The following is a 24,298-nucleotide window of genomic DNA, read 5'->3' on the forward strand; positions in this document are numbered from 1 at the left end:
CTCTTATGGACAGTCGAACAAGAGGAAAGAATTGATGTATTAATGCAAGATGAGAATGGAAATATGACAAGTATTAGAGAGTTAAGTGATGGACTACCGGGCGAATTGTACACTGAAAGGGGATGGATTGTTCGGTATAGTCAGCAACGAAATCAAGAAGGGTAGATATAGCTCCTAGTGGAATTCACCGGAAAAATACCGCGTGGAAATTTTACAGACCGCCATGATTTATAAATAGAAAATGGGAGCCTTAGACGGGTAAAAAATATTCGTTTAGGGCTTTTTCCTTTTCATTTGTAGAATCAATCAGCAAAGACTACTGAGAGGTAAAATACAGTTTCGATCCCTTTCAGTGACTGAGCAGCTCTCGGCAGGCTTTATGGGATCGAGACGATCAGATCGATCAATTGGCGTATTCGGATGGAACTGTCATCTCTTATCAATATGACCCTGCGGAAAGGCTGCAGGAGGTAAGCAGTGATCTGACAGGTACGATTCGCTATGATTACCACAACGACAGCACGGGAGAAAGCTACAGCGTTCAGTATCCGAATGGTCGCAGCATGGTGAAGAAAATGGACTCATTCGGTCAGGTAGCAAATCTGACGCAATCAATAAAAGAAGAGCCCGTATGGACAGAATCAAATCAATATGCATTTGGGAATGTCACCCAGATTCTGCGCAACGGTACCGCCTATCAATACGCATATGACAAGGTTGATCGTCTGACGGACGAGGTATTCCCTGACAACAGCAAACGATATTCGTATGACCAGCGGGGAAACCGGGCAGCTATGGATGGCAAGGTGGCAAACACGAATGGTACCACCACCTATACCTTCGATGAACGCAATCGGCTAAGAAGTATTACAAACGAGGGGACAGGAAATGCTGAATCGTACACGTATTTTGGGGATGGATTACGTGCGACCAAAGCAGCAAAAGGCACCGAGACGAAATACGTGTATCTAAATGGGAAGGTCATTGAGGAACTGGACGAGTCAGGAAATGTCAAAGCCCGCAACGTCTGGGGAAATGAGTTGTTGTTCCGTAAAGGCTATGTGACAAAACAAAACGGGTATTATGGCTACAATAGTCACGGGGATGTCGTGTCCATCTCGAACGAAGAAGGGAAGGATGTCAATCTCTACGAGTATGATGCGTGGGGCAATATTGTAACCAAGACTGAGGGAATGGAAAATCCTTTTAAGTACAGCGGGGAGATTTATGACGAAGCGTCAGGATTTTATTATCTGCGTGCGAGGTATTATGATCCGAAGGTAGGGCGGTTTATCTCGGAGGATACGTATAAGGGGCAAGTGGATAATCCGTTGTCGTTGAATCGGTATACGTATGTAGAGAATAATCCTCTCAGATATAAAGACCCTACAGGTCACTGGAAAGACGGAGACGAATATATTCAAGGCTCAACTAGAGATACTATTGCTCTATGGACGGACGTCTGGGAAGAGGCAAACAAAGCAGGAAACAAACAGCGTATGCAATTTGCTGAGACCGAAGCAGATAATGCAAGGACAGCGTACTGGAGTAATTTGGGTGCTTCTATTGCAAAAGACCTTGAACTAAGACCCACCGCTGTTCTTTTTGCAGGAACTACTGCAACAATGCCAAGGTCTGGTTCTGGTTCAGTTTCAGGTGGTGCAATAGGATGGGCGGCTGTAGCGGCAACGATATTGACCATTGCTACACAGGACACCTCGACAAGCACTACGACTTATAATTATAATGGACAAACCCTAATATTCCGTGACGGTTCGGGTACAAACACTAACCTGACCCCAAGACCAGTGGATACAACAGGATTATCATACTTTTTAGCACCAGTGTTTAACAAATATACGTTCACTTCAATAGATGCAGTAAACGCAACTGGGGTTTTAAAGGCTGTGATTGACAATCCTGCTACTGGGCACGTTAGTGTCTTTGCAACAAACCCTGCCCACCACAAAGCGTGGATTACATCAAGACCTGACGCAGAATCAAATCCTTATTATTTAACCATTGTGCTAAAATCTATCTCAATTAAGGGAAGGTAAAGAAAGGAGGGGGAGAATGAACGAGAGGATTGTTACGATTAAACTAATTGACGATAAGGGGCACAGTCAGGATACGAACCTTTATGTACGATTTAGAGAAGATAATACTGTTCATCTGATTCTGGTAGGAAATTCTCTATATTTAGAAAGCAATGAAGCAACGTATGTTCAGAGTCTTCTTGAGTTAATAACAAAGTTACCAGAAGGGTATCAGCTAAAGTTCTTGAATAGTGTACAATCTACAAATGGTAATTCAATAGACATACTAACGGTTGAGGAATATATTGCCGTTACTAGACAATATGACCCTGATGAACCTCAATTAAGGTTCAGACTAATGTGCGACTTCAGAGGGATAGTCTTTGAAGCGGAAGCTATTGAGGATTTCTCCATTGCATTACAAGCACTTCAAGACAAAATGGATGTATCCTTTAACATTTGTGCTTATTGCTCAAATGCTGATTTCAGGTCAACTGGAGGAGAAGACTTGAGACAGGGTTGGTTCTGTTTACGCGACGTATCAAATCGTCATCCTGATTTACCGTGGTTTCAACGAGAAGATGAATTTCAAGAAGCATACTCAAACGTCAATGCGTTCCACTGGTGTCCAAGTTTTGTAAAAGCAGTGGATAGAATGTTTTAATGTGTTAGTAGAGAACCTCAAACGAGTAGTCAATACTCGTCTGGGGTTCTTTTTGCATTTGTAGCCGCCTCGTGAAAGGTGTGACTGTTGAAACAACCCCACCCAGTGCCGAATGAACCGCTTTATCTACTGATAGGCAATATAACCCATGTAATACCCGTACATTGTTTTCATGAAAGTTGTGTACGGACAAACACTGTTGCAAAAAGTACCCCTAATTCCCCTTTCTTCCCCATTGATTATTCCATCAAAATAGCCAGATACCATCAATTTTTACCGCAATAACCTTATCTTCGTTTTCTCCCTGTTTTTTGAAAATCCGATATGGACGCAACTAACCTAACCCCCATTTCGATAGAGACGGTGAAAGGACAAAAATTTTTCTGCAATGCAACAATCCGCAAGGATGGAACGATTATTACGATGCAAAGGAACATGAAGTAAGAAGGGCTATCGTAACTAATGGGCATGGTGTCCCGACTATGAAGAGTGTAAGGGTCAAAACAATCTGGTGACGACCAGTTTATATACAGAATTTGGGAAGGTCATGTGATAAAGGCTAGCCGCCCTCCCCTCTAATTAAGCCAGAAATTCATCAAAATTTTTGGAGGGGGAAGAAAATGAGCAACATCAAGCTGTCGATTGATAAGATTGTCATTGAATACAAGGATGTGCATTGGAAATTCTTTAATCCATTTAAGCGAAACATCTGCGACTACTACTTGTATCACCGAGTATATTGGAAAAACAGATTGGGGATTTAAGTATCATCTGCATGTGGGCGGTTACGGAAGAGGACTCGCCATGTATCTAATCGAAAACAAGTATGAGGTAAAGGCTGTCAATCCTGCTTTAACGGTATCCATGCGGAGAAGCAGTCCAAACAACAAGAAAACAGATGCTTGGGATGCGGAATGTGTGGGTCGTATCCTGATTTCCAACTTGGATACATTGCCAAACGCTAATCCGCTTGACCTCTACTATGCAATTTCCCAACTGGTAACTAGAAGAGCAAACATCGTTAGCGTTTTGACTGGACTAAAACTCCAACTCCACCAACAGCTTGGCTACCATTATCCAAGCTACAAGAAGTTCTTTTCACAGGTGGATGGAAAAACAGCACTAGCCTTCTGGCGAAAATATCCTTCTCCCAGTTGTTTGAAGGGGGTGGGAGTGGATGAACTGGCTAACTTCCTTTACAAGAAAAGCAATCGCTACTTATCCACCAAGAAGGCAGAGGAAATTCTCTCTCTTGTGGAACAGGACGGTGACACTAGTAAGGACTACCAAGAAGCAAATGACTTCCTAGTGAAAGATGTGGTTCGAGACATCATCATCCGTGAGCATCAGCTAGACCAAATTGATGCTGAATTGAAGAAGCACATGGCTTTATTGGATTACAAACTAGAAACGATGCACGGAATCAGTACGGTCACGGCGGCGGAACTAATCGCAGAGATTGGCGACATTTCACGCTTTCCTAATGCAGACAAACTAGCTAACTTTGCGGGGATTGCACCCGTACAGCATAGTTCAGGAAACAAGCAGAAGGCAAAAAAGAGCAAGCTAGGCAATCGTAGCTTGTATGACATTTTCTACAACCTCGCTATTCGTATGCTTGGCGTATCGAGGGGGGAAAAGAAGCCGAATCATCCAATGTACCATGCTTACTATGAGAAGAAGCTATCAGAAGGCAAAACCAAGTGGCAAGCAATCATCTGTGTCATGCGAAAATTGGTCAACGTCATCTACAGCATGATGAAGTACAAGACGGAATACTAAATGCCAGTTTTTCCAGAACGGGCGGCATGATCAACAGGGTGGTAACTTTAATGAGTTGCCACCTATCCTTTATACAGTGACCGCTTTATCATGGAGGATACGTATAAGTAAAAGGTAGACATGCAAGTGTCTACTTATGTGATCCCATGAAAAAAACTATGATGAACAGAGGTAGTTTTCGTGACCTAGGAAGGAGTTGATCGACGGGAAAACAGTATAACCGTGGATTCACCCTTTTTTCATTGGCGAATGAACATGTATACTTTACATAAAGACCATGAACAAAAGGCGGGTATCCATGTTCTTCTTCATGTTTTTTCTCATGTTTGTCAGTCTGACATCTGTAAGTATCCATTTGTGGGTGAACCATCGGGGAAACCGTCTGATTTTTTGGGCGTCTCTCGTAATCCTGTGCGCCGGTTTGGCAGGCTTGCAGATTTTCCTTGAAAAAGGCTGGGTTCCTTATGCAACCGACCAGGCGCTGAATGTGACCGTTATTCGTGCATCGATGATCGTGACGGCCCTTTTGAACATGTTCATTAATACGTTTCCTTACTACGGAATGCTGCTATTTTATCTGATCTACAACGGCATGTATACCTATCAAAAGTGGATTCCCGTCCTCGCAAGCATTCCGCCAGTATTGACCTTGCTCTTCTATACAGATCTAATGGCAAATCGCGTCGATAATGGATTTGTAGCGGCATGGGGGCTATGCTATGTATGCCTTACAGCTTCGCTGGCTGTTCGTCCCATCATACAGGCGAATGATTTCAAGGAGCGAGTCAGCCACGTTTCGATTGCGTTTGTCTTTCTTATTCCGCTGATCACATTGAATATGTACCATTTCTCTTCTTCCCCTGTAAGCGATCAACTGATGACGCTTATCCCTTATATCAGTATCACGAGTTTATTGCTTATCACGATTTTTTATTTACGGGATGCTTTTTTGGGAGTAAGACGGAAATCGATACATACCGTGCACGTAGGGACCGGATTAATCCACCATTCCTTAAAAAATTCGATTGGAAAAATTAAGTTGAACGCATTAAATATTCGTAAAAATATACAGGTGGGGCAGTACGAGAAGATCGAGGCTTATGTGGAAAATTTATTGCATACACACGAATCGATGATGGCGATGATGGCCAAAGTCTCTTATGCTACGAGTGACAAGCTGGCTTCCAAGCAGGAAATGCAGGATATCTCCGCCATCTTGGACGAAGTCTTAGAATCCATAGAAGCCCTCCCAAAAATTCGAGTTGAGAAGCAATATGTCCCCACATTTTTGTTTCTTGATAGGATCCTCATAGCCGAATGCCTGCAAAATATTTGCAACAATGCCGTGGAAGCGATGCGGGAAAACGGATCGCTTTACATTGCACTTGAAAAGCAAGCCCAAAAGGTACTGCTTACCATACGTGACACGGGTTGCGGAATGAACAGCATACAATTGCAAAACATTTTTGAACCCTTCTATTCCACGAAGTATCGAAGTGGCAAGCATTTTGGCCTTGGCATGTATCAGGTGAAAAAGGTGATCGAAGCCCACAGGGGCAAGGTGGAGGTCAGAAGCACCCCCAACAAAGGGACGGTTATTGTCCTTACATTTCCAGCAAAAGGTTGAGAAAAACGATGAGCAAAATAAAAGTTCTTTATGTGGAAGATGATCCGGATTGGAGGGAAGGACTTCAAAGTTTTTTCCTCGGAGATGAGAAAATAGCGCTGTACGCTTGTGTATCCACGATTGACGAGTGCTTTGCGATGCTTCGCGATGATCCAGCCGATATTGTGGTGATGGATATTATGCTTGGCGATCACAAAGCTTCCGGGCTTGACGCAACGCTTGATATTTCCACTCAGTATCCTCAGATAAAAGTGATTATGTTAAGTTCGCTGGACGACAACGATGAGATTTTTAATGAAGCCTTTATGAATGGAGCCTATGATTATCTCTATAAGAACGAATTCGAGAGGTTGCCCGAGGTTATTTGTGCCGCTATGCTTCATCCGCATTCCAAATACGGTGATCGGTTGAGAAAGCTCGTCCAGGAAAAAAAGAAAAGCCTGTTAAGCGAAGGAGATCGTCAACTGCTTAGCATGATCTACACAGGCAAGACGCAGACTCATATCGCGAAGGAGCTTCATGTAAGCCTGGCCGCAGTGAAAAAACATGTGGGTAGAATAATGAAGAAATTCAATTGGGAGCACTCCAGCAGCGAATTGGCTGCTAAATGCCAAAAGTGGGGGCTGCTTGAAGTCGATAGGAACGAAAAAGAATGAAAACCGTTTTTTCTCTTGTAAAAGGCGAGAGGCAAGGCGGTTTTTCTCTTTTTTATGGCAATGGTAGACAAAAAACTGTCTACTTACTATCGACATGATGTGCATGGTATCCTCCTTTCAAAACAGTCGGAAGTAATGGAATGCGGTGTGGCAAGTACAAGGGGGAGTAAACGAGTGAATCAGAGAACGAATTGGATCAGGATGCTGGTATTGGCCCTATTGCTTGGTCTTGTCCAGGTGTTACCAATTACCGGTGCTAGGGCAGCAGGAGATGGGGAAACGATTTACTATGTGAAGATGCAGGGGAACGACGAAAGCAGCGGAACCACTTGGGATGATGCTTTCGCTACCTTGCAAAAGGCACTGGAATCGGCACAGTCGGGAGATCAGATCTGGATTGCCGAGGGGACATACTACCCTACGAAAGAATCTTTTGCTAGTGATGCACGTACGAAAACATTCCAGATGAAAAACGGCGTAGAGATTTACGGTGGCTATTCAGGAATGGGAACGGAACGCCATGTGACCGATTATGAGACGATTCTCAGCGGTGATATTGGCGTTGTAGGGGATCAATCCGACAATGCCTACCATGTTTTCCATAACCGGAACGTAGACCAGACCGCAAAGCTGGATGGGGTAACGATTACGGGCGGATATGCTTCGGGCTATTACGTCTATGATCAAGACGGGGGAGGCATGTATAACTACCAAAGCAGTCCTACTCTTCGCGATATAACCTTTATTGGGAATACAGCAATTAAAAACGGCGGCGGGATTGCGAATTCCAATAATAGTAATCCTGAGCTAATACGCGGACGGATTGAAGATAATAAGGCTCCAACTGGCGGAGGAATGTCTAACAGCGAGAACAGCAATCCTACTTTGTATCACACGAAGATAAGCAAGAATAAAGCGGAGTATAATGGCGGCGGAATCTACAATTATAAAAGTAATCCTGCGCTGACTGATATGGAGATCAGCGAGAATGAAGGAGGTGTTTTTGGTGGCGGCTTGTATGGTTTCGAAAGCAATCCCATACTTACTAGGGTCGAAATAAGGAAGAATAGAACGGAAAGGTCTGGCGGTGGCGTACATATCACCCAGGGAAGCCATGCTGTGTTCACGGATGTAAAGATTATTGAGAACGAGTCTGTGACCGGAAGTGGTGGTGGGATCTCAAACGACAGAAGCAATCCTTCGTTGACTAATGTGGAGATTAACCGAAATAAAGCTGGTTCTGACGGTGGCGGGGTCTATTATTTCTCAGAAGGTGGAGTTTTTACTAATGTGACGATCAGGGAGAACACGGCGACTGGAAATGGCGGCGGGGGGTATTCAAGCACCAACAGCAAAGCTACCCTCACTAATGTAGAGATCATAAATAATCAGGCAAAAAATGGTGGAGGCACCTATCATTATTATAGTAACGATGTCATGACTAATGTGAAGATAAACGAAAATCAGGCCATTATTGATGGTGGGGGTATTTTTAATTATGGCGCAAGTCCGAGAATTTCCGGTGCAGAAGTAAAAGGAAACAGCGCAGGTAACTCCGGTGGCGGGATCTATAGCAACGGCGCCAAGAATGTGTTGACGAATGCGGAAATAAGCGGGAATCGCGCGAATATGTCCGGCGGCGGGTTGTATAATATTGGCGGCAAGCCTGCTTTAACCAATGTGACGATTAGCGGGAATGAAGCGGATGTGTCTGGTGGCGGCATTTTCATCCGGAACTCCGATTCTGGTACCATTCGAAACAGCATCGTCTGGGGTAATGCAAAAGAAGCAATCTATTATTATTCGGGTTCTATTCAACTCTCTCATTCGCTGGTAGATACTGACCCTAAGTTTATTGATTTTGCCCAAGGGAATTATCGCCTTAGCGCAGATTCGCCAGCCATTGACCAGGGAAGCACCCAGTATTATGATGCAGGTCTCACTCCCGATCTGTCTTCCATCACTACCGACATGGATGGCAATCCACGTTCTGTCGGGAACAGTATCGACATGGGGGCCTATGAATACCTGGATAACGAGGCTCGATTGGACAACCTGCTTGTAAAAGAGGGCAACCGTGCGTTAATGTTAGCTCCCGAATTTTCTAGTACGGTGACGAGTTATCGGCTGTTTGTGAACCTCGGTGTGACTCAAATAAAGCTTACCCCAACGCTAAAAGATCCGTTAGCAGAAGGGGAGATGAGAATCAACGGGGGCGCGTGGTCTCCCATCGTAAATGGAGCTGAGCAGGAGCTGCAACTGGGAAATGGCGAGAATGAGGTCCAAATACAGGTGACCGCAAAGGATGGTACCGTAAAAAAGACGTACACGGTGAAGATCGACAGTCTGCCAAAACCTGAGCTCACGGTGAGCCATTCGGACTGGACCAATCAGGATGTGACGATTACGGCAACGAATCGAGAAGAGGGAGCGAAGCTGGAATATAGCACAGATGGTCAGAATTGGTTGCCTAATTCTGATGCAGCCAATCCGAATTCCATTGTCGTGACCAATGAGGGGAGTTATTCCGTATACGTTAGACAGGCAGATGCCTCGCAGACTATCAGCGAGATCGCGGAAGCCGAGGTGCGGATCGACAAAACGGCTCCAATGATTACACTAAACGGTGATGCGGTCCTGAGTATTCACCGAGGAAGTACATTTAGCGACCCTGGAGCACAAGTCGCAGACAATCTCGACCCAAATCCGCAAATCTCTGTAACCGGTATGGTCGATACCAACAGGCTCGGTGAAAATACCCTCACTTACAAAGCAGCGGACCATGTAGGCAATCAAGCAGTACCTGTCATCCGAACGGTGAAGGTCGTTCGCGAAGATGCACTTCTCGGCCCGACGATTTCGCTCACCCCGTCCGGCTGGACTAGGGAGGATGTAGAGGTATCGATAAGCGGCGAAGCCGGCGCGTTACTGGAATACAGCTTGGATGGTCAGCAATGGGTGGCATATGTGGGTCCATTCACCATACAGGACGAAAATCAGACGAAACTATACGCCAGACAGACAGATGCCCTGCAAAATGTCAGTGATGTTGCAGAAGTTGAGGTGAGAATCGACAAGACCGCTCCGGTCATCACCCTGAATGGAGCAGCGACGATGAGCATCTACCGAGGAAGCGTCTTCCAGGACCCGGGTGTGACGATCACGGACAATATCGCAACTGGATTGACACCTGTTGTCACTGGGACAGTCGATACCAACAGGCTCGGTGAATATACCCTCACTTACGAAGCAGTGGACCATGCAGGTAATCAGGCTGTACCGGTCATTCGAACCGTAAAAGTTGTTCGCGAAGATGCTCTCCTCAAACCAACGATTTTGCTCGACCCATCTGGTTGGACGAAGGGTGATGTAGAGGTAACGGTGAGTGGAGAATCGGGTACAAAACTGGAATACAGCTTGGATGGTCAGCAATGGGTGGCATATGTGGGTCCATTCACCATACAGGACGAAAATCAGACGAAACTATACGCCAGACAGACAGATGCCCTGCAAAATGTCAGTGATGTTGCAGAAGTTGAGGTGAGAATCGACAAGACCGCTCCGGTCATCACCCTGAATGGAGCAGCGACGATGAGCATCTACCGAGGAAGCGTCTTCCAGGACCCGGGTGTGAGGATCACGGACAATATCGCAACCGGCTTGACACCTGTTGTCACTGGGACCGTCGATACGAACAAACTGGGGACGTACACCCTCCAATACGACGCGGCGGACTGGGCAGGCAATCAGGCTGCTCCGGTGACGCGCACGATACGTGTCATCAGCCGTCCTGTCACTCCACCTCCACCTGTCGAGGTTCCGGTTCCGGTCACTAAAGTAACCCTTACCCCGCAAACTTTGACGCTGACCGTTGGCGAGGAGTCTGCGACGCTGCAAGCAACGATCACACCGTCCAACGCCACCAATCGGGCCGTGAGCTGGAGCAGCAGCAATCCGAGCGTCGCTGCGGTGGATGCAACGGGCAAAGTAACGGCGAAACAGGCAGGGCAGGCCACGATCACGGTGACGACCGCAGATGGCAACAAAACGGCGAGCAGTGAAGTCACTGTCGTGGAAGAAGGGAATGAAAAGCTGCAACTCGAAGTGTCACTGTCCGACATCCATCTGAAACCAGGCGCCTCCAAGTCCTTCAAGGTGTACGCCGTGGAAGGGGAAGAACGTACAGAGATTACGAAAAACAAGGACATCATCTACGACATCGACAATGATTTGATTTCAGTCAAACGAGGCAGAATCACTGCTGGCAAAAAAGCCGGGAAAGCCCAGATCACTATCCGTTATCAGGGGGAAGTAGCGACGATTACGGTAACGGTTAAGAAGGAAGAAGCTGACCGTCTTACTCTCAGAGCCTCGGAATCGCTATTGTTGATCGAGCCCGATCTAACAGTAAGCTTTAGGGTTTACGCCGTGGGACCAAATACGCTAGAAAATATAACCCATGACAAAAACACCACGTACAGCATAGACAGTGATCTGGCGAAGGTAACGGCAGGGCGCGTGAAAACGGGCAAAGAAGAAGGAGAGACTGAGCTGACGATCCACTACCTGGGAGAAGAATTGACCATCCCTGTTGTCATCTCTAAAATAAGCGTCAAAGCTCTGACTGCATCCACGCAGAAGCTTCTGCTGGGGTTGGACGAGGAAGAGACGTTACGCATACGAGCCAGATTGAGCAATAAGCGGGAAAAAGATGTCACGGAACTCGTCGACTGGTCGTCGAGCACACCCGGTATCGTAGAGGTGGCCGAAGACGGCACGATCATTCCGCTCAAAAAGGGAACGGCAGTCCTTACAGCCAGGTACGGAGGCCGAAATGTGAATATCAGCGTCCGTGTGGTGGATGAAAAGGAACTGCAAGAACTGCATGCTACTTACAGCAGCCTGTCACTCGAAGAAGGGGAAACGGCGTCTCTAGCCATTACGGCCATTTATGAAAGAAATCACAAGGAGGATGTAACCGAGGAAGTGGAATGGAGCGTAGATGATCCTGAGATTGCGACGGTAGAGAATGGTGTCATCACCGGGATTTCAGAAGGCGTGACGACGATAACAGCCACGTATGCAGGAAAAGAGGCAGAAATTTTTATTAAGGTGTGGAAATAAAGGGATAGACGAAAATGGCCGGCATCATCTAAGTTCCAAAGTACATGAAGCGGTTTGATATCAGCGTACGAGAGTTGTTTTTGCAAGAGAAAGTATAGAATAGGCTTTCCCACCAGGCATTGGATAGAGGTGGGAAAGCCTCTTTTTTGTGAAAGTAGTGTGGGTTCCATTGGTCGAACGTGTGCTACCGCTTTTTGTCTGCTTCACACCATTTCAAAATAGTCAAAGCGTAGATCTCAATTAACTTGAGGAAATCGGGGATGTGAATGAATTCATCAGGTGCATGAGCATTGCCTCCTGAAGGCCCGAAAATGACCGCAGGAGTGGTGGAATACCTATTGAACATAAATGAATCACAGGCGAACGGAGCTCCCTGAATGGGAAGACCGCCCGGTACGGATTCGGTTCCCGCGTCCTGCAGCACTCCAAGTATGGGGTGATCCTCGGGAAGTCCGGTACCGGGCAAAAAGCGGACTTTCTTTTCTATTACCGGGGGGATCGCGGACAATATCTCGTCCTGCTCGACGAGGGGCTGGAAGAAACCTGTGAATTCAGCGTACAGTTCTTCTTCCGTCACCCCGGGATAGCATTGAATCCAGACATCAAAAGAGCAACTGCTCGGAACCCGATCCCCCAGTTCGAGGTTGACGTCTCCTGCACGCAGAACCTGAACCAGTGTCGGCAGCTCTGGATTGTTCATATAGAGAGGGTGAACGTTGGCGTGTTTGTTACGCCACTCATGATACTGTCGAATGATCTCTAGAAATCGAGCGGCAGCAAAGATCGGGTTGACTGTTTTCTCTCCGCTGTAGGAACGGCCTGGTCTGCCTTGAAACGTAATCCGAAAATAGCTCCCACCTTGTGCGGCTGGGCAAATGGCCAAATTGGAGGGTTCTGGGATAATAGCGGCATCTGCCCGGTAACCTCTCAACCGGCAGGCTAGCGTTCCGTTTGCTCCGCCGTATTCCTCGTCTACCACAGATTCAATGATTACGTCGCCTTTGATACGATAATCCAGATCCCTCAAACACTTCACAGCCATCATGGCGGCAACCATTCCACTTTTCATATCAAGAATCCCCAGACCATATTGGACATCGCCCACAACCTCACCGGCATAGGGATCTTGCGTCCAGGTGTCAGATCCTTTTGGTACCGTGTCCATATGCCCGGAAAAAAGCAGAGACTTCCCTTCGCCACTCCCCTTTAATACGCCAACTACGTTGGGGCGATTCTGATAATTTCTCCCGTCGTCTAAAAAGGCTTCATGCATCTTTAAATCAGGAACATCCGTAGGAAGAAAAACGTCAGTCTGGAACCCCAGCTGCTGAAGTTGACGGTTGATTTCCAGTTGTACCAACAGTTCGCTACCGTAAGGGTATTGGTTTTCGCTGGGAATGCTGACCAATCGTTTATTCGTGTCCAGAATCGATTCAAGATGGACCCTTATCCAGTTTCTTATCTCCTCTACCGCCATGAGAAAAACCTCCCTTTTTCGCCTGGTACTGATTAGTTATCAAAATATTCTGATGATGATACTAACATTGTTTTTTGGGGTTGGCAATCTTTTTATGACCGATATTCAAAGCAAAACAAAATGAATCAAAAATAAAATGTTGAAATATATTTTTGTTATGTTATTATTTTCTTTAATATCGGAAAAGTCTGAAATTTCAAAAAGGAGGTGTCACCTATGAATCAGGAGCGGATCATGTCCGCCCGTCAACTGATAAAGCAATTTGATGGAACGACAGTTTTACATAGCCTTGACCTGGAACTGCGACCGGGAGAAATTCACGCATTGGTCGGGGAGAACGGCGCGGGAAAATCAACGGTGATCAAAATACTTTCGGGTGTTTACCAGCCAGATGGAGGGTTTGTCGAGTTCAACGGGCAGCCTGTCAAAATAACCGATCCATCCGTAGCGCATAAACTAGGGGTTTTTACGGTTCATCAAGAACCTGCCATGATGCCGCAGTTATCGGTAGCAGAAAATATCTTTATGGGTTTTCATCCGTACAAGAAGTTCGGTATCAGATGGATGGATCGAAAAGAGATGTATCGTCAGGCTCAGAATTTGTTTGAACAGCTTGGTGTTTCACTTGATATCAAGCAGAAAGCGTATCAGCTTAGCATTGCTCAGCAGCAGATGGTAGAGATTGCAAAAGCACTTGTCCATCAAGTAAGGGTCCTTATTCTAGATGAACCAACGGCAACCCTGTCTGCCCATGAAACAGAGGTTTTGTTCCGAATTGTCAAGCAACTGAGAGACACCGGTACCGCTGTTCTGTTCGTTTCCCACCGACTGGAGGAAGTGTTTTCTTTAACCTCTAGGATAACGGTCATGAGAGACGGGGCAAAAGTAGGTACCTATCAAACATCGGATTTAACGGAAAAGCAGTTAGTCAGCTTGATGGTGGGCAGAGAGATTGAGTTGTCCAGATTTCGTAGTCAGCAGATTGAACGTACAAATCCTTTGCTTTCAATTACGGACCTCTCCAAAAGCAATAGCTTTTCTAACATCTCCTTCGACTTATACCCGGGAGAGATACTCGGGTTATCTGGTCTAGTTGGTTCTGGCCGTACCTATGTGGCTGAGGCTATATTCGGCATTCATCCTGCTGACAGTGGGCACATCCGAATTAACGGGTTGAATGTCCGGATCCGCAGCGTAAGTCAGGCGATTAAACATGGCATTGTTTACGTTCCGGAAGATCGTCACCGTCACGGAGTAGCTTTGGAAATGAATATCTTCTCCAATATCAGCGTGCCAAGTCTCAAGCAGTTATCCCGTTATGGAGTAATTCAAAAGGCAGAGGAAAGCAGCCTAGCGCAGCGGATGATGGAGAGGGTTCGTATACGAGCTTCTTCTATTCGTCAGAAAGTGGGCGAGTTGTCTGGCGGCAATCAACAAAAGGTCGTATTCAGCAAATGGATTTCTTGCAAACCCCGCATCGTTCTGTTAGATGAGCCTACTCGGGGAGTGGATATAGGCGCAAAAAAAGAGATCCATCGCATGATACATCAGCTTGCAGAAGAGGGGGCAGCAATTCTGCTCATTTCTTCAGATCTCCCCGAGGTGCTCAGCTTGGCTGATCGGGTTATGGTCATGAGAGAAGGAAAAATGGTTGCAGAAGTGGCCCAAGAGGAGATAAGCGAGGAGATCATAGCTTCTCATGCCGCAGGTGTCCACGTGTAATTTGATGACATCAATCAGAGGAAGTGATGAAATATGCTTTGGAAAATCGGTAATAACCGGGAACTTTCTCTTTTCTTGTTTATTTGCCTGCTCTTATTCGTCTTTGCTGTAACGACACCCTCCATGTTGGCTCCAGGCAATGTGGTGGACCTTTTACATAACACAGTCGTCATTTGTATTCTCACCCTCGGAGCAATTATCGTCATCATCGCGAGGGGAATCGATTTATCCATCGGTGCGATCATGGGCTTCGTTACGTTGCTGGTCGGAAAGCTTGCCATAGCTGGATGGCCATTATGGGCGATCATTTTGGCAGGCATGATGACGGGGATTATAGCCGGCTGTGTGAACGGGGCTCTTGTTACACTAACCAAGCTTCCTCCTATTATCGCAACCTTGGGAACGCTGAGCATCTATTCAGGTGCGATGTATATGGTGACAGAGGGCCAGTGGGTGACGAACCTTCCCGATTCCCTTTTGGTTCTGGGGAGTTTTCAAATCTTTGGGGTTATACCAGGCCGAATGGCCATTATGGCGCTGATCTTATTAGGGACGATTTTATTCTTACAGGTAAGCGTAAAAGGCCGTCACATCTATGCTGTTGGGAACAATCCGATTGCAACGCGGCTGGCTGGGATCAAAGAAAAGCGAGTTGTATTCCAAACGTACGTGATTGCCGGTTTGTTATCCGCTATAGCTGGTATTCTCTATATTTCCTATACCGGATTTTCTACGCCAACCACGGGAATTGACATGCAGCTAAAGGCAATAGCGGCTGCCGTAATTGGGGGAGCAAGTGTGTTTGGCGGAAGAGGAACGCCGTTCGGGGGGTTATTGGGCTCTTTTCTGCTTGTTATCATCGCGTCTAGTTTGGTGTATTATCATCTGCCGGCGATTTGGAATCAGGCGGCGGAAGGGGCGATTATCCTGATTGCCGTGATCGTCGATTCGATACTGGCCAAGCAAAGCAGCAAGAAAGCAGAGGTGGTATGACATGGTGCGAAAGTGGTTATCCAACTGGACGCTTATGGCTCTATCGGTTTTTCTACTGGAAATGATCTTCTTTTCGATTTTCACTCCTCACTTCCTCTCCTTCGATAATATGTCTACCATGCTCACGAACTTTTTGGTGATTGGCATTATGGCTGTGTCCATGACGTTTGTGATTATTTCGGGCGGTATCGATTTATCTGTAGGTTCGATCATGAGCTTGTGCGGTGTCATCATGGGGTTGATCTGGCAATCGGGGGTGAATATATGGCTGGCAGGACTTCTTGCCATAGCGGTAGGAGGGATGGCTGGCTTTATCAATGGGCTATTGATTGTCCGAACGGGTATTCAACCACTGATCGCCACTCTCGCTACCTTGTTTATATACTCCAGCTTGGCTTTAGTGATCGGGGGAGAGAATTCCATCTCCGGTTTTCCTGAAGAGTTTTTGGTTCTTGGCGTCGGCCGTCTTTTCGGTATCATCCCGCTGCAGTTGTTGATTTTTGCTGCGATTGCCCTGTTCTTCGGTTTTTTGTTGCAAAAAACGGTTTACGGGCGCTTTGTTACATTTATTGGAAATAACGAAGCATCTGCCTTTTACTCCGGGGTGCCTGTGAATACGATCAAAATTTGGACGTACATCTGTTCAGGTCTTACAGCGGGTATAAGTGCGGTCATTCTCGGATCGTATTTTGCTTCCGTAAGAGGCGATATGGGATACCAATATGAGTTCTTGGTGATTACAGCATGTCTGGTCGGTGGTGTGAACGTCTTCGGAGGGGCTGGCACCATTAGTGGAGTGGTGATTGGAACGTTCATCCTCGGTATGCTGGGCCAAGGGCTAAACATGCTAAACATCTCGTCGGTGGAGCAAAAAGTCATAACCGGAGTGATTCTGTTGTTAGCCGTAGCGATTCAGCAGATAAATGTGTACATCTCCCGTCAACGTCGCACATCCCCGCCAATTGGAAAGGGGGTGAAGTCGAAGAGTAGCGCGGAAATAGATCGGGTTACGGGGTGAGTCGTTAGACAGGGGAGTGTTGTGAAAATGAACGAAAAGGAGCAAATGACGATGACTAAAATAGAAATTCCTTCTTCAGAATTTACAGCGAGAGTGAACCGACTGCGAAAGCTCATGTCCGAACGGCAACTGGATGCATGTTTTGTCTACGGCGATGAGTACCGCAGGGAAAATTTGCGTTATATAAGCAATTATTGGCCGCTGTTTGAGAGAGGGGCGGCGATCATTCCCAGCCAAGGAGAGCCGATTGTACTGGCTGCACCAGAAGGGGAGATGGTTTGCCGTGAGATGAGTGCATGGCCAGATATCCGGGTGATTCCCGATTTTGCTTGCGTGACGGTTCCGGACGAAATCGACTACCCTCAAGCTAATTACACGAATTTTCAATCTATTTTTCAGGGATTGAAAGAAAGACACAGCCTGAAGCGCATTGGTATTGTCGGACTCGACGCGATGTCGACGAACGTATGGACTGCCATCGAGAACAGTCTGGAGAATATAGAAATCGTGAATGCTAACGATCTGTTGTTTTCTTTACGGATGGTGAAAACGGAACATGAGATCCATTGTTTGCGGGAAGCAGCCAGGATGGCGGACGAAGGATACAAGGCTCTGTTGAAAGAGGCAGCTATAGGGAAAACAGAGCTGGAGCTAGCGGCGGCAGCTCATCAGGCAGCGATGCGGGCAGGTGCTGAGTTCATTCCATTCTGCATTGTTTCCAGCGGAAAACGTGTAGACACCATCATCGGAAGAGCGACACAGAAGGTGATCGAGAATGGTGATATGGTGATGGCGGCGTTGGCTGTGCAATATGAAGGATATGTGGCGACGATTGGTTTTCCCTTTGTGGTCGGAGAGATCTCCGAGGGACAAAAGGCATTGATCGATTTATTGATCGAAGCCGAAGAAATTGCACTTTCACGACTGCGAGCGGGTACGAAACAAGGGTGGCTCGTAGCGGGCGTCAAGGAGTATTTCAACGCAAAAGCAGTAAGCCAATACGATCTCTATCCTCCGTTGCACGGATGCGGGGTTGCGGAAGCCGAATCTCCTTACCCCAATGAACAATCTACCGATACTTTCGCTGTGGGTATGACGGTAAACACGGATATTAGCCTGTTTGGCCATCCAGACGGTTCCAATCGAATTGAAGAAGGGCTGATCGTGACCGAAGAAGGATATGAAGCGATGTCTCCGTTGGTGCGGGAATTATGCAGACAGTGGAAAGAGACAGGGAAGATCAGCGTGTAATCCAAACAAAAGGGAGGTTTACCAGATGAAAAAGAGATCGCTGCTCTTACTTGCTCTCCTCTTGGCCTTTGCAACCTTGCTTGCTGGATGTAATGTAGTAACGACACCTGCTACCGAAAATAAGGATTCAGGTGCGAATGCCAACTCTTCTGTCGACAATTCGCAAAACAAAACAGACCAAAATATCAAAGTTGTTATGATGCCCAAGGCAATTGGAAATTCGTACTTTGCCGCTGCCCATGAGGGAGCAAAAACGGCTGCCGCTGACATCAAGATCGATCTTACATATAATGGACCCACTACGCTGAATGCCTCGCAGCAGGTCTCGATGATTAACGGGTACGTTTCTCAAGGGTACAACGTACTGGCTGTCTCGGCTGCCGATCCCACGTCCCTCGTCCCTGCTCTACAAACAGCAAAGCAGAAAGGGATAAAGGTTGTGACCTGGGATTCCGATGTTGAGCCGTCTGCCAGAGATTTCTTCGTCAATCAAGCGACCTCCGAAGGGATCGGAACGACACTGGTCAAATTAGTGGCGGAAAAGTTTAACGCCCCCGTCGATGTAGCGATTCTTTCTTCCACACCTTCCGATCCTAACCAGATCGACTGGATAAATTCGATGAAAAAGGCTATTGAAGAAAAATACCAAAACGTAAACATCGTAACCACGCAGTATGATAACGGTCAGCCAGATCAAGCCTTGAAAGTTGCGGGCGATCTGATCAAAGCATATCCGAATGTGAAAGCGATTATCGCACCTGAATCGATCGCTTTGCCGGGTGCTGCCGAGGCTGTTGAGAAGGCGGGCAAAAAGGGTGAAATCTATGTAACGGGTTTGGCTAATCCGGCAGTGATGAAAAAATATGTTCACAATGACACCGTTGAACACTTCGTCCTTTGGGATGTGACTGATCTGGGTAAATTGACCATGCATGTCAGCAGAGCCGCTGCCGATGGGACCATATCAGAGAATGGTACGTTTAAAGTGGAGGGCTTGGGTGAATTTGAAGTGAAGGATGGGGTCGTTTTGCTAGGCTTGCCAAAAGTATTCGATAAGTCGAACATCGATCAATTTGACTATTAAGGAAGATATACCGAGGCCTTCAGCCATACCCTTGCTGAAGGCCTCTTTCACAATCGAGTATGGAATCCGAGTAAACTTTGTGCATCCTGATGCAGTCCTGCAAGGCCATGCGTCTTACCTAGCCGGCGGAAACTACCCTCCTTGCAACATCAAGGAGGTGCTTACCATTCCCATTTGCTTTCCTTCAAACCCATTTTTTCCGCGATGGCGTAGGCGATCGATTGTTTGATAGGTTCAAGAGAGTCTTTGGTACAACCTGATTCTGGCTGATAGTTCAAGTCTTGCGCTTTTTTGAGATCAGCTTCAGACAGGTTGTTCGTCTTTTGCGCCTGTTCATAGCAGGGAGGCGAAATATACGTTTGGTGCGTATTTTCCAAAATGATGCGGGTGCTTGCCGGGGGAGCAGTCTCCACCTCGATCGTAAATGCGCCGATGAATATGATTCCCATACATAGAACAAGAAGAATGATTCGTTTCATATGATCAGCTCCAGCCCAAAAAAGAATCGTTGCTTCATTTTAGCATTTCATTTTCCTGTTTATCATGGCTAACTATGACTAATTTGTGCCTGCCAGAGTGTTCAGCGTGGACTTTCCGAGCCAAAGCTATTGCCCATGAAAGGGCTAAAATGACTGTCGTGAACATATAGATTAAATATAAGAAGATGAAGCACGAAAAAAAGAGACTGAAAATAGATAGAATGTAAGATTTAATCCCTGTTTTTGTTGACAGTATGTAAGATTCAGAATGTTTCATTTTTTCATATATTTACAGATATGATAGAAAAATAGATGTACTCAGGGGGGATTAACGTGAGGCGTAAGAAGTTGAATATCGTTCTTGCCTCGGTCTTGTTGGCCGCCATGGCACTGGCAGGCTGTAACTCGCAAGGTTCGGCTCCAGCCCAAAACACGAATACCCAAGCCTCTGGAGGTAGTGCGGAACCATCGTCTGGCGGTGGGGAAAAGATTTTGATCGCCACCCAAAGCCCGCTTTCCGGTTCTCAGTCCGCGATTGGGGATGCGATCAAGACGGGGGCTGGCTTTGCGATCGAACTGCGAAAAGAAGAGTTCAAGAAACTTGGCTTTGACCTGCAGTTATTCCCTCAGGATGACCAGGCCGACCCGAAAATGGGCGTTTCCAACGCGGAAATGCTCGTAGCCAACGCTGATGTATTGGGCGTAGTCGGCCATTTTAACACAGGCGTCGCAATCCCGTCCTCGGTAAAGTATGAATCCGGCAGCTTGGTGATGGTATCACCGGCAAACAGCGGCGTCACATTGACAGAAGAAGGCAAAAAGACGGTTCACCGGATCTGTGCGCGGGATGATGCGCAAGGACCAAAAGGGGCCAAATACGCAAAAGAGGAGCTCGGCGTGACATCCGTCTTCCTGATCCATGACAAGACCGCCTACGGTCAAGGGCTGGTTGATCAGGTGAAGGCGCAGTTTGAGAAGGACGGCGTCAAGGTGTTGGGCTATGAAGGGGTAAACCAGGGGGAGAAGGATTACAACTTTGTCGTGAATACGGCTGTAGCCAGCAACCCTGATCTTATCTATTTCGGCGGCATTTATCCCGAAGCAGGCATTATTATCAAGCAGGCGAAGGAAAAAGGCTACCAGGGCAAATTCATGGGCGGGGATGGCATCGATTCCCCTGACCTGCTGAAAATTGCCGGAGATGCCGCGGTAGGGGTCTATCTGACTGCCTTGGCGGGGGACGCCAAACAGACCGAGGAAGGCCGCAAGTGGGCAGAAGAGTATGAAAAGGTCATGGGCAAAAAACCGGGCACCTATTCCGACTACGCATTTGAATCCGCCAATGTGATCCTCAACGGAATCGTGGCTGCCACCCAGGCAAACGGCGGGAAAAAGCCAACTCGTGATCAGATTTTGGAACAAGTCCACAATACAAAAGAGTACCAGGGCAAATTCGTAAAAGTCACCTTTGACGAAAAAGGGGATAATAAATACGCAGACGTCTTTGTATACAAGTTTGAAAAAGAAGGCACGTCCTTCATTGGAAAAGCGGAATAACCTCAGTAAATACCAAAAACCGATGCGAATTATGGGCATCGGTTTTTTACGTGCACTCGGTTAAGAAGATGCAAGAGAGAAAGGAAGGATTGCCTGACGTGGGAAAGGAATAGAGTGAACATTCTGTCTATAAAAGGAGGGGAAAGTGATCCCGATGGTTCATTCAGCACTTCGGCATTTTTTTGAGGAATTGCCAGAATTTCCGTTTCCTTATGTTTGTTTGTATACAGAAGAATTGTCTCTCGTGGCGTGGAAAGTCCGCCATGATTTGCTGCAACAGGACATCAAGGAGCGTCTGGAAGAGATCGAACAGGCGATTGACAGGCGGGAGGGCGCTGCAGCTCCGCACATCTACGCTGAGCAGATGGAATTGGATAATGAGCGCTTTTGGCTGGTCATTCATACGGGAGGAGAAGCGAGCATCGATTTACGGCATTGGCATCTGGTCTCGGTCCTGATCAGCACGCAATGGAAGGAAAAAAAGCTGGCGGCTGAAATGATGCTCCATAATCACTACCAGAAGCAGATCGTCGAGACGATCTCGGAAGGCTTCATGGCGATCAACCGCAGCGGGGAAATCGTCTACGTGAACAAACAAGGAGCCGACATTCTCGGAATTACACTGGGCGATACGATTGGCAAGCATTTATGTGACATCGTCGACTTCCAACCAGAGGTATTGTCTGTCCTGGAAACAGGGAAGGGGTGGGTGAATAAGGAGTTCTTTATCACCATGCCCAAAAAGGGGAAGCTGCATCTGATGAAGTCGGCGATCCCCGTCTTCGATGAATTGGGCAAAATCATTGGCGTAATCGATACCTTCCGCGAGATCAAAGCCATTCGCAACCTCGTCACCAACATGGTGGGAGCCAAAGCCTTTTTTACCTTTGACGATATCATCACTCATTCGGCTAATGTACAAGAGCTGATCCGGCAATCGAGATGGGCTGCCCGGGAGGATACCAACATCCTGATCGAGGGGGAGAGCGGTACAGGAAAAGAACTGTTTGCCCATGCTATTCACAATGACAGCAGGCGGGCAAGCGGGCCGTTCGTCGTGATCGATTGCTCCTCCATTCCCCGTGAGCTGGTGGAAAGCGAATTGTTCGGCTATGTAGATGGTGCTTTCACCGGAGCGCGAAAAGGGGGAAGGCCCGGCAAGTTTGAACTGGCGAATGGCGGGACCGTTTTTCTCGACGAGATTGGCGAAATGCCGCTGGAGATACAAGCCAAATTGCTGCGCGTGTTGCAAAGCCGGTATGTCGTGCGGGTAGGCGGATACGAGCCGATCCCGATTGATGTGAGAATTATCGCAGCCACCAACCGAAATCTGGAGGAAGAAGTGGCCAAGCGCAACTTTCGCCTCGACCTCTATTATCGTTTGAACGTGGTCAATCTGAAGATTCCGGCACTGCGCGAAAGGGTGGAGGACATCTTGATGCTGGCGAATTATTTTATGCGCAAATTTGAGACAAGCAAGCCTGCTCCTGCCGCGCTCGCCCTATCCCCGGTCGTACAAGATGGCTTGCTGCGTTTTTGGTGGCCGGGCAATATTCGGGAGCTGGAAAACATGATTGCCCGGGCCTGCGTTTTTGCCAAAGGGGACACGCTCGGACCGGAATTGTTTCCAGACAACCTGTTTGCCAGGGAAGCTCCCGTCCAAACCCGCCTGCATGAGCCTGTCCACAGTCTGGATGAGACGGAAAAAAATCAGATCCGGTCGGTGCTGCGAGAGGCAGACGGCAATAAAAGCACAGCAGCCAAAATGCTGGGAATCTCCAGAAGCACGCTGTATCAAAAGATGAAACGCTACGGACTGACTGTGTAGATTTCGTACATTGTCTGAATTTCGCACACTGGCACTGTACGTTTTTCGTACAAAATCCGCTGCTGTCTGCTGCAACTGGAGATGAACCGACTCCGCAGGCCTGTTCCTTCGATTGGCACGAAATGTGTAATGTGTGATCGGTGAACGGATCATGCAAAGGAGTGAGGGCTTTGGAAAAATTGATCATCACAGTGGCGCCGACAGGAGCAGTTACGACACGCAGGGATACGCCGTACCTGCCAATCACCCCCAAGGAAATCGCGGAGGAAGTCTATACGTCATGGAAAGCCGGGGCTTCGATTGCTCACATCCATGTGCGCGATCGGGACGGCAATCCTTCGATGGATTTCGAGACGTTCCGGGAGACAGTGGAGCGCATCAAAGAAAAATGCGACATCCTGATCAACCTGACGTCTTCTGGCGGCTTGAATCTGCAGGAAGAAGAACGCTTGAAAATCTGTGAATTAACCCCGGAATTTGCTTCGCTGGATGCCGGTTCGATGAATTTCGGTCCGGGAGTTTTCCTCAATCCGCCCGATTTTCTGGAGCGGTTGGCTGAGAAGATGAACCAGTATCAGGTTAAGCCGGAAATCGAAATCTTCGAGACCGGAATGATCAACAACGCCTTGATGCTGGCGAAAAAGGGACTGATCAAGCCGCCGTTTCACTTTCAATTTGTCCTGGGAGTTCCGGGAGGCATGCCCGCCACGGTGAAAAATCTGCTGCATCTGATCGAGACGATTCCGGCAGGCTCTACCTGGTCGACCATCGGGATCGGCAGGAACCAGCTTGCGATGAACACGGTCGGGATTCTCATGGGAGGACATGTGCGCGTCGGCATGGAGGACAATGTCTATTACAAGCCGGGCGAGCTGGCAAAATCAAATGCGGAGTTTGTTGACAGAATTGTCCGACTATCACATGAGCTGGGGCGCGAGGTAGCTAGTGTAGAGGAAGCGAGGACCATTCTGGGACTGCGCAAAGAATGAGGAGGTAAGGT

The 24,298-nt window shown here is 47.4% G+C and carries 16 protein-coding genes and 1 pseudogene; 15 read left to right on the forward strand and 2 right to left on the reverse strand.

Going from position 1 to position 24,298, the window contains the following annotated elements:
* Positions 1-407: 407 nt before the first annotated feature.
* The 7 genes and pseudogenes from T458_RS57490 to T458_RS56235 all read left to right on the forward strand — a co-directional run bounded on the left by T458_RS57490 (position 408) and on the right by T458_RS56235 (position 11,889).
* Positions 408-2,057 (forward strand): RHS repeat-associated core domain-containing protein, encoded by a 1,650-nt coding sequence (locus T458_RS57490; protein WP_252989894.1) that lies wholly within the window; start codon positions 408-410, stop codon positions 2,055-2,057.
* A gap of 16 nt (positions 2,058-2,073) precedes the next feature.
* Entirely contained in the window at positions 2,074-2,700 is a 627-nt protein-coding gene (locus T458_RS55705; RefSeq protein ID WP_023555572.1) for a hypothetical protein, read from the forward strand.
* 620 nt (positions 2,701-3,320) lie between these two features.
* Positions 3,321-3,464, forward strand: coding sequence for a hypothetical protein (locus tag T458_RS57440; protein ID WP_023555573.1), 144 nt, complete (start codon positions 3,321-3,323; stop codon positions 3,462-3,464).
* 13 nt (positions 3,465-3,477) lie between these two features.
* Positions 3,478-4,482: pseudogene (locus T458_RS0129655) on the forward strand (IS110 family transposase); the annotation flags it as partial.
* A 298-nt stretch (positions 4,483-4,780) separates the two neighbouring features.
* A complete protein-coding gene (locus T458_RS55710; protein WP_023555574.1) occupies positions 4,781-6,109 on the forward strand; it encodes a sensor histidine kinase in 1,329 nt (442 codons plus the stop codon).
* Positions 6,110-6,117: 8 nt separating this feature from the next.
* Complete coding sequence (locus T458_RS55715; RefSeq protein ID WP_023555575.1) at positions 6,118-6,765, forward strand: response regulator transcription factor; 648 nt, start codon at positions 6,118-6,120, stop codon at positions 6,763-6,765.
* Positions 6,766-6,939: 174 nt separating this feature from the next.
* Positions 6,940-11,889, forward strand: a complete 4,950-nt coding sequence (locus T458_RS56235) for an immunoglobulin-like domain-containing protein (protein ID WP_051410152.1) — start codon at positions 6,940-6,942, stop codon at positions 11,887-11,889.
* 184 nt (positions 11,890-12,073) lie between these two features.
* Here T458_RS56235 and T458_RS55720 read toward each other — a convergent pair whose 3' ends face one another.
* Positions 12,074-13,366 (reverse strand): M20/M25/M40 family metallo-hydrolase, encoded by a 1,293-nt coding sequence (locus T458_RS55720; protein WP_023555576.1) that lies wholly within the window; start codon positions 13,364-13,366, stop codon positions 12,074-12,076.
* 216 nt (positions 13,367-13,582) lie between these two features.
* Between T458_RS55720 and T458_RS55725 the strand changes: the two genes are divergently transcribed.
* The 5 genes from T458_RS55725 to T458_RS55745 are packed head-to-tail and all read left to right on the forward strand — an operon-like array spanning position 13,583 to position 19,434.
* Positions 13,583-15,088 carry a sugar ABC transporter ATP-binding protein gene (locus tag T458_RS55725; protein WP_023555577.1) on the forward strand — a complete coding sequence of 502 codons (1,506 nt, stop codon included), beginning with the start codon at positions 13,583-13,585 and terminating at the stop codon, positions 15,086-15,088.
* Between the two features lie 33 nt (positions 15,089-15,121).
* Positions 15,122-16,081 (forward strand): ABC transporter permease, encoded by a 960-nt coding sequence (locus T458_RS55730; protein WP_023555578.1) that lies wholly within the window; start codon positions 15,122-15,124, stop codon positions 16,079-16,081.
* Between the two features lies 1 nt (position 16,082).
* Entirely contained in the window at positions 16,083-17,099 is a 1,017-nt protein-coding gene (locus T458_RS55735; RefSeq protein ID WP_023555579.1) for an ABC transporter permease, read from the forward strand.
* 51 nt (positions 17,100-17,150) lie between these two features.
* Positions 17,151-18,350: a M24 family metallopeptidase gene (locus tag T458_RS55740; protein ID WP_171819430.1), complete on the forward strand. Its 1,200-nt coding sequence runs from the start codon at positions 17,151-17,153 to the stop codon at positions 18,348-18,350.
* A 25-nt stretch (positions 18,351-18,375) separates the two neighbouring features.
* A complete protein-coding gene (locus T458_RS55745) occupies positions 18,376-19,434 on the forward strand; it encodes an autoinducer 2 ABC transporter substrate-binding protein (RefSeq protein ID WP_023555581.1) in 1,059 nt (352 codons plus the stop codon).
* 161 nt (positions 19,435-19,595) lie between these two features.
* Here the strand turns inward: T458_RS55745 and T458_RS55750 are convergent, their stop codons facing one another.
* Positions 19,596-19,913 (reverse strand): hypothetical protein, encoded by a 318-nt coding sequence (locus T458_RS55750; protein ID WP_023555582.1) that lies wholly within the window; start codon positions 19,911-19,913, stop codon positions 19,596-19,598.
* A 333-nt stretch (positions 19,914-20,246) separates the two neighbouring features.
* Here T458_RS55750 and T458_RS55755 point away from each other — a divergent pair, with 333 nt between their 5' ends.
* The 3 genes from T458_RS55755 to T458_RS55765 all read left to right on the forward strand — a co-directional run bounded on the left by T458_RS55755 (position 20,247) and on the right by T458_RS55765 (position 24,287).
* The gene (locus T458_RS55755; protein ID WP_023555583.1) at positions 20,247-21,470 is read left to right on the forward strand and encodes a branched-chain amino acid ABC transporter substrate-binding protein; all 1,224 of its coding nucleotides are present in this window, start codon (positions 20,247-20,249) and stop codon (positions 21,468-21,470) included.
* Positions 21,471-21,624: 154 nt separating this feature from the next.
* Positions 21,625-23,298: a sigma-54 interaction domain-containing protein gene (locus T458_RS55760; RefSeq protein ID WP_252989900.1), complete on the forward strand. Its 1,674-nt coding sequence runs from the start codon at positions 21,625-21,627 to the stop codon at positions 23,296-23,298.
* Positions 23,299-23,468: 170 nt separating this feature from the next.
* Positions 23,469-24,287 (forward strand): beta-keto acid cleavage family enzyme, encoded by an 819-nt coding sequence (locus T458_RS55765; RefSeq protein ID WP_023555585.1) that lies wholly within the window; start codon positions 23,469-23,471, stop codon positions 24,285-24,287.
* Positions 24,288-24,298 lie beyond the last annotated feature (11 nt).

The organism is Brevibacillus panacihumi W25, assembly GCF_000503775.1.
GTDB lineage: Bacteria > Bacillota > Bacilli > Brevibacillales > Brevibacillaceae > Brevibacillus > Brevibacillus panacihumi_A.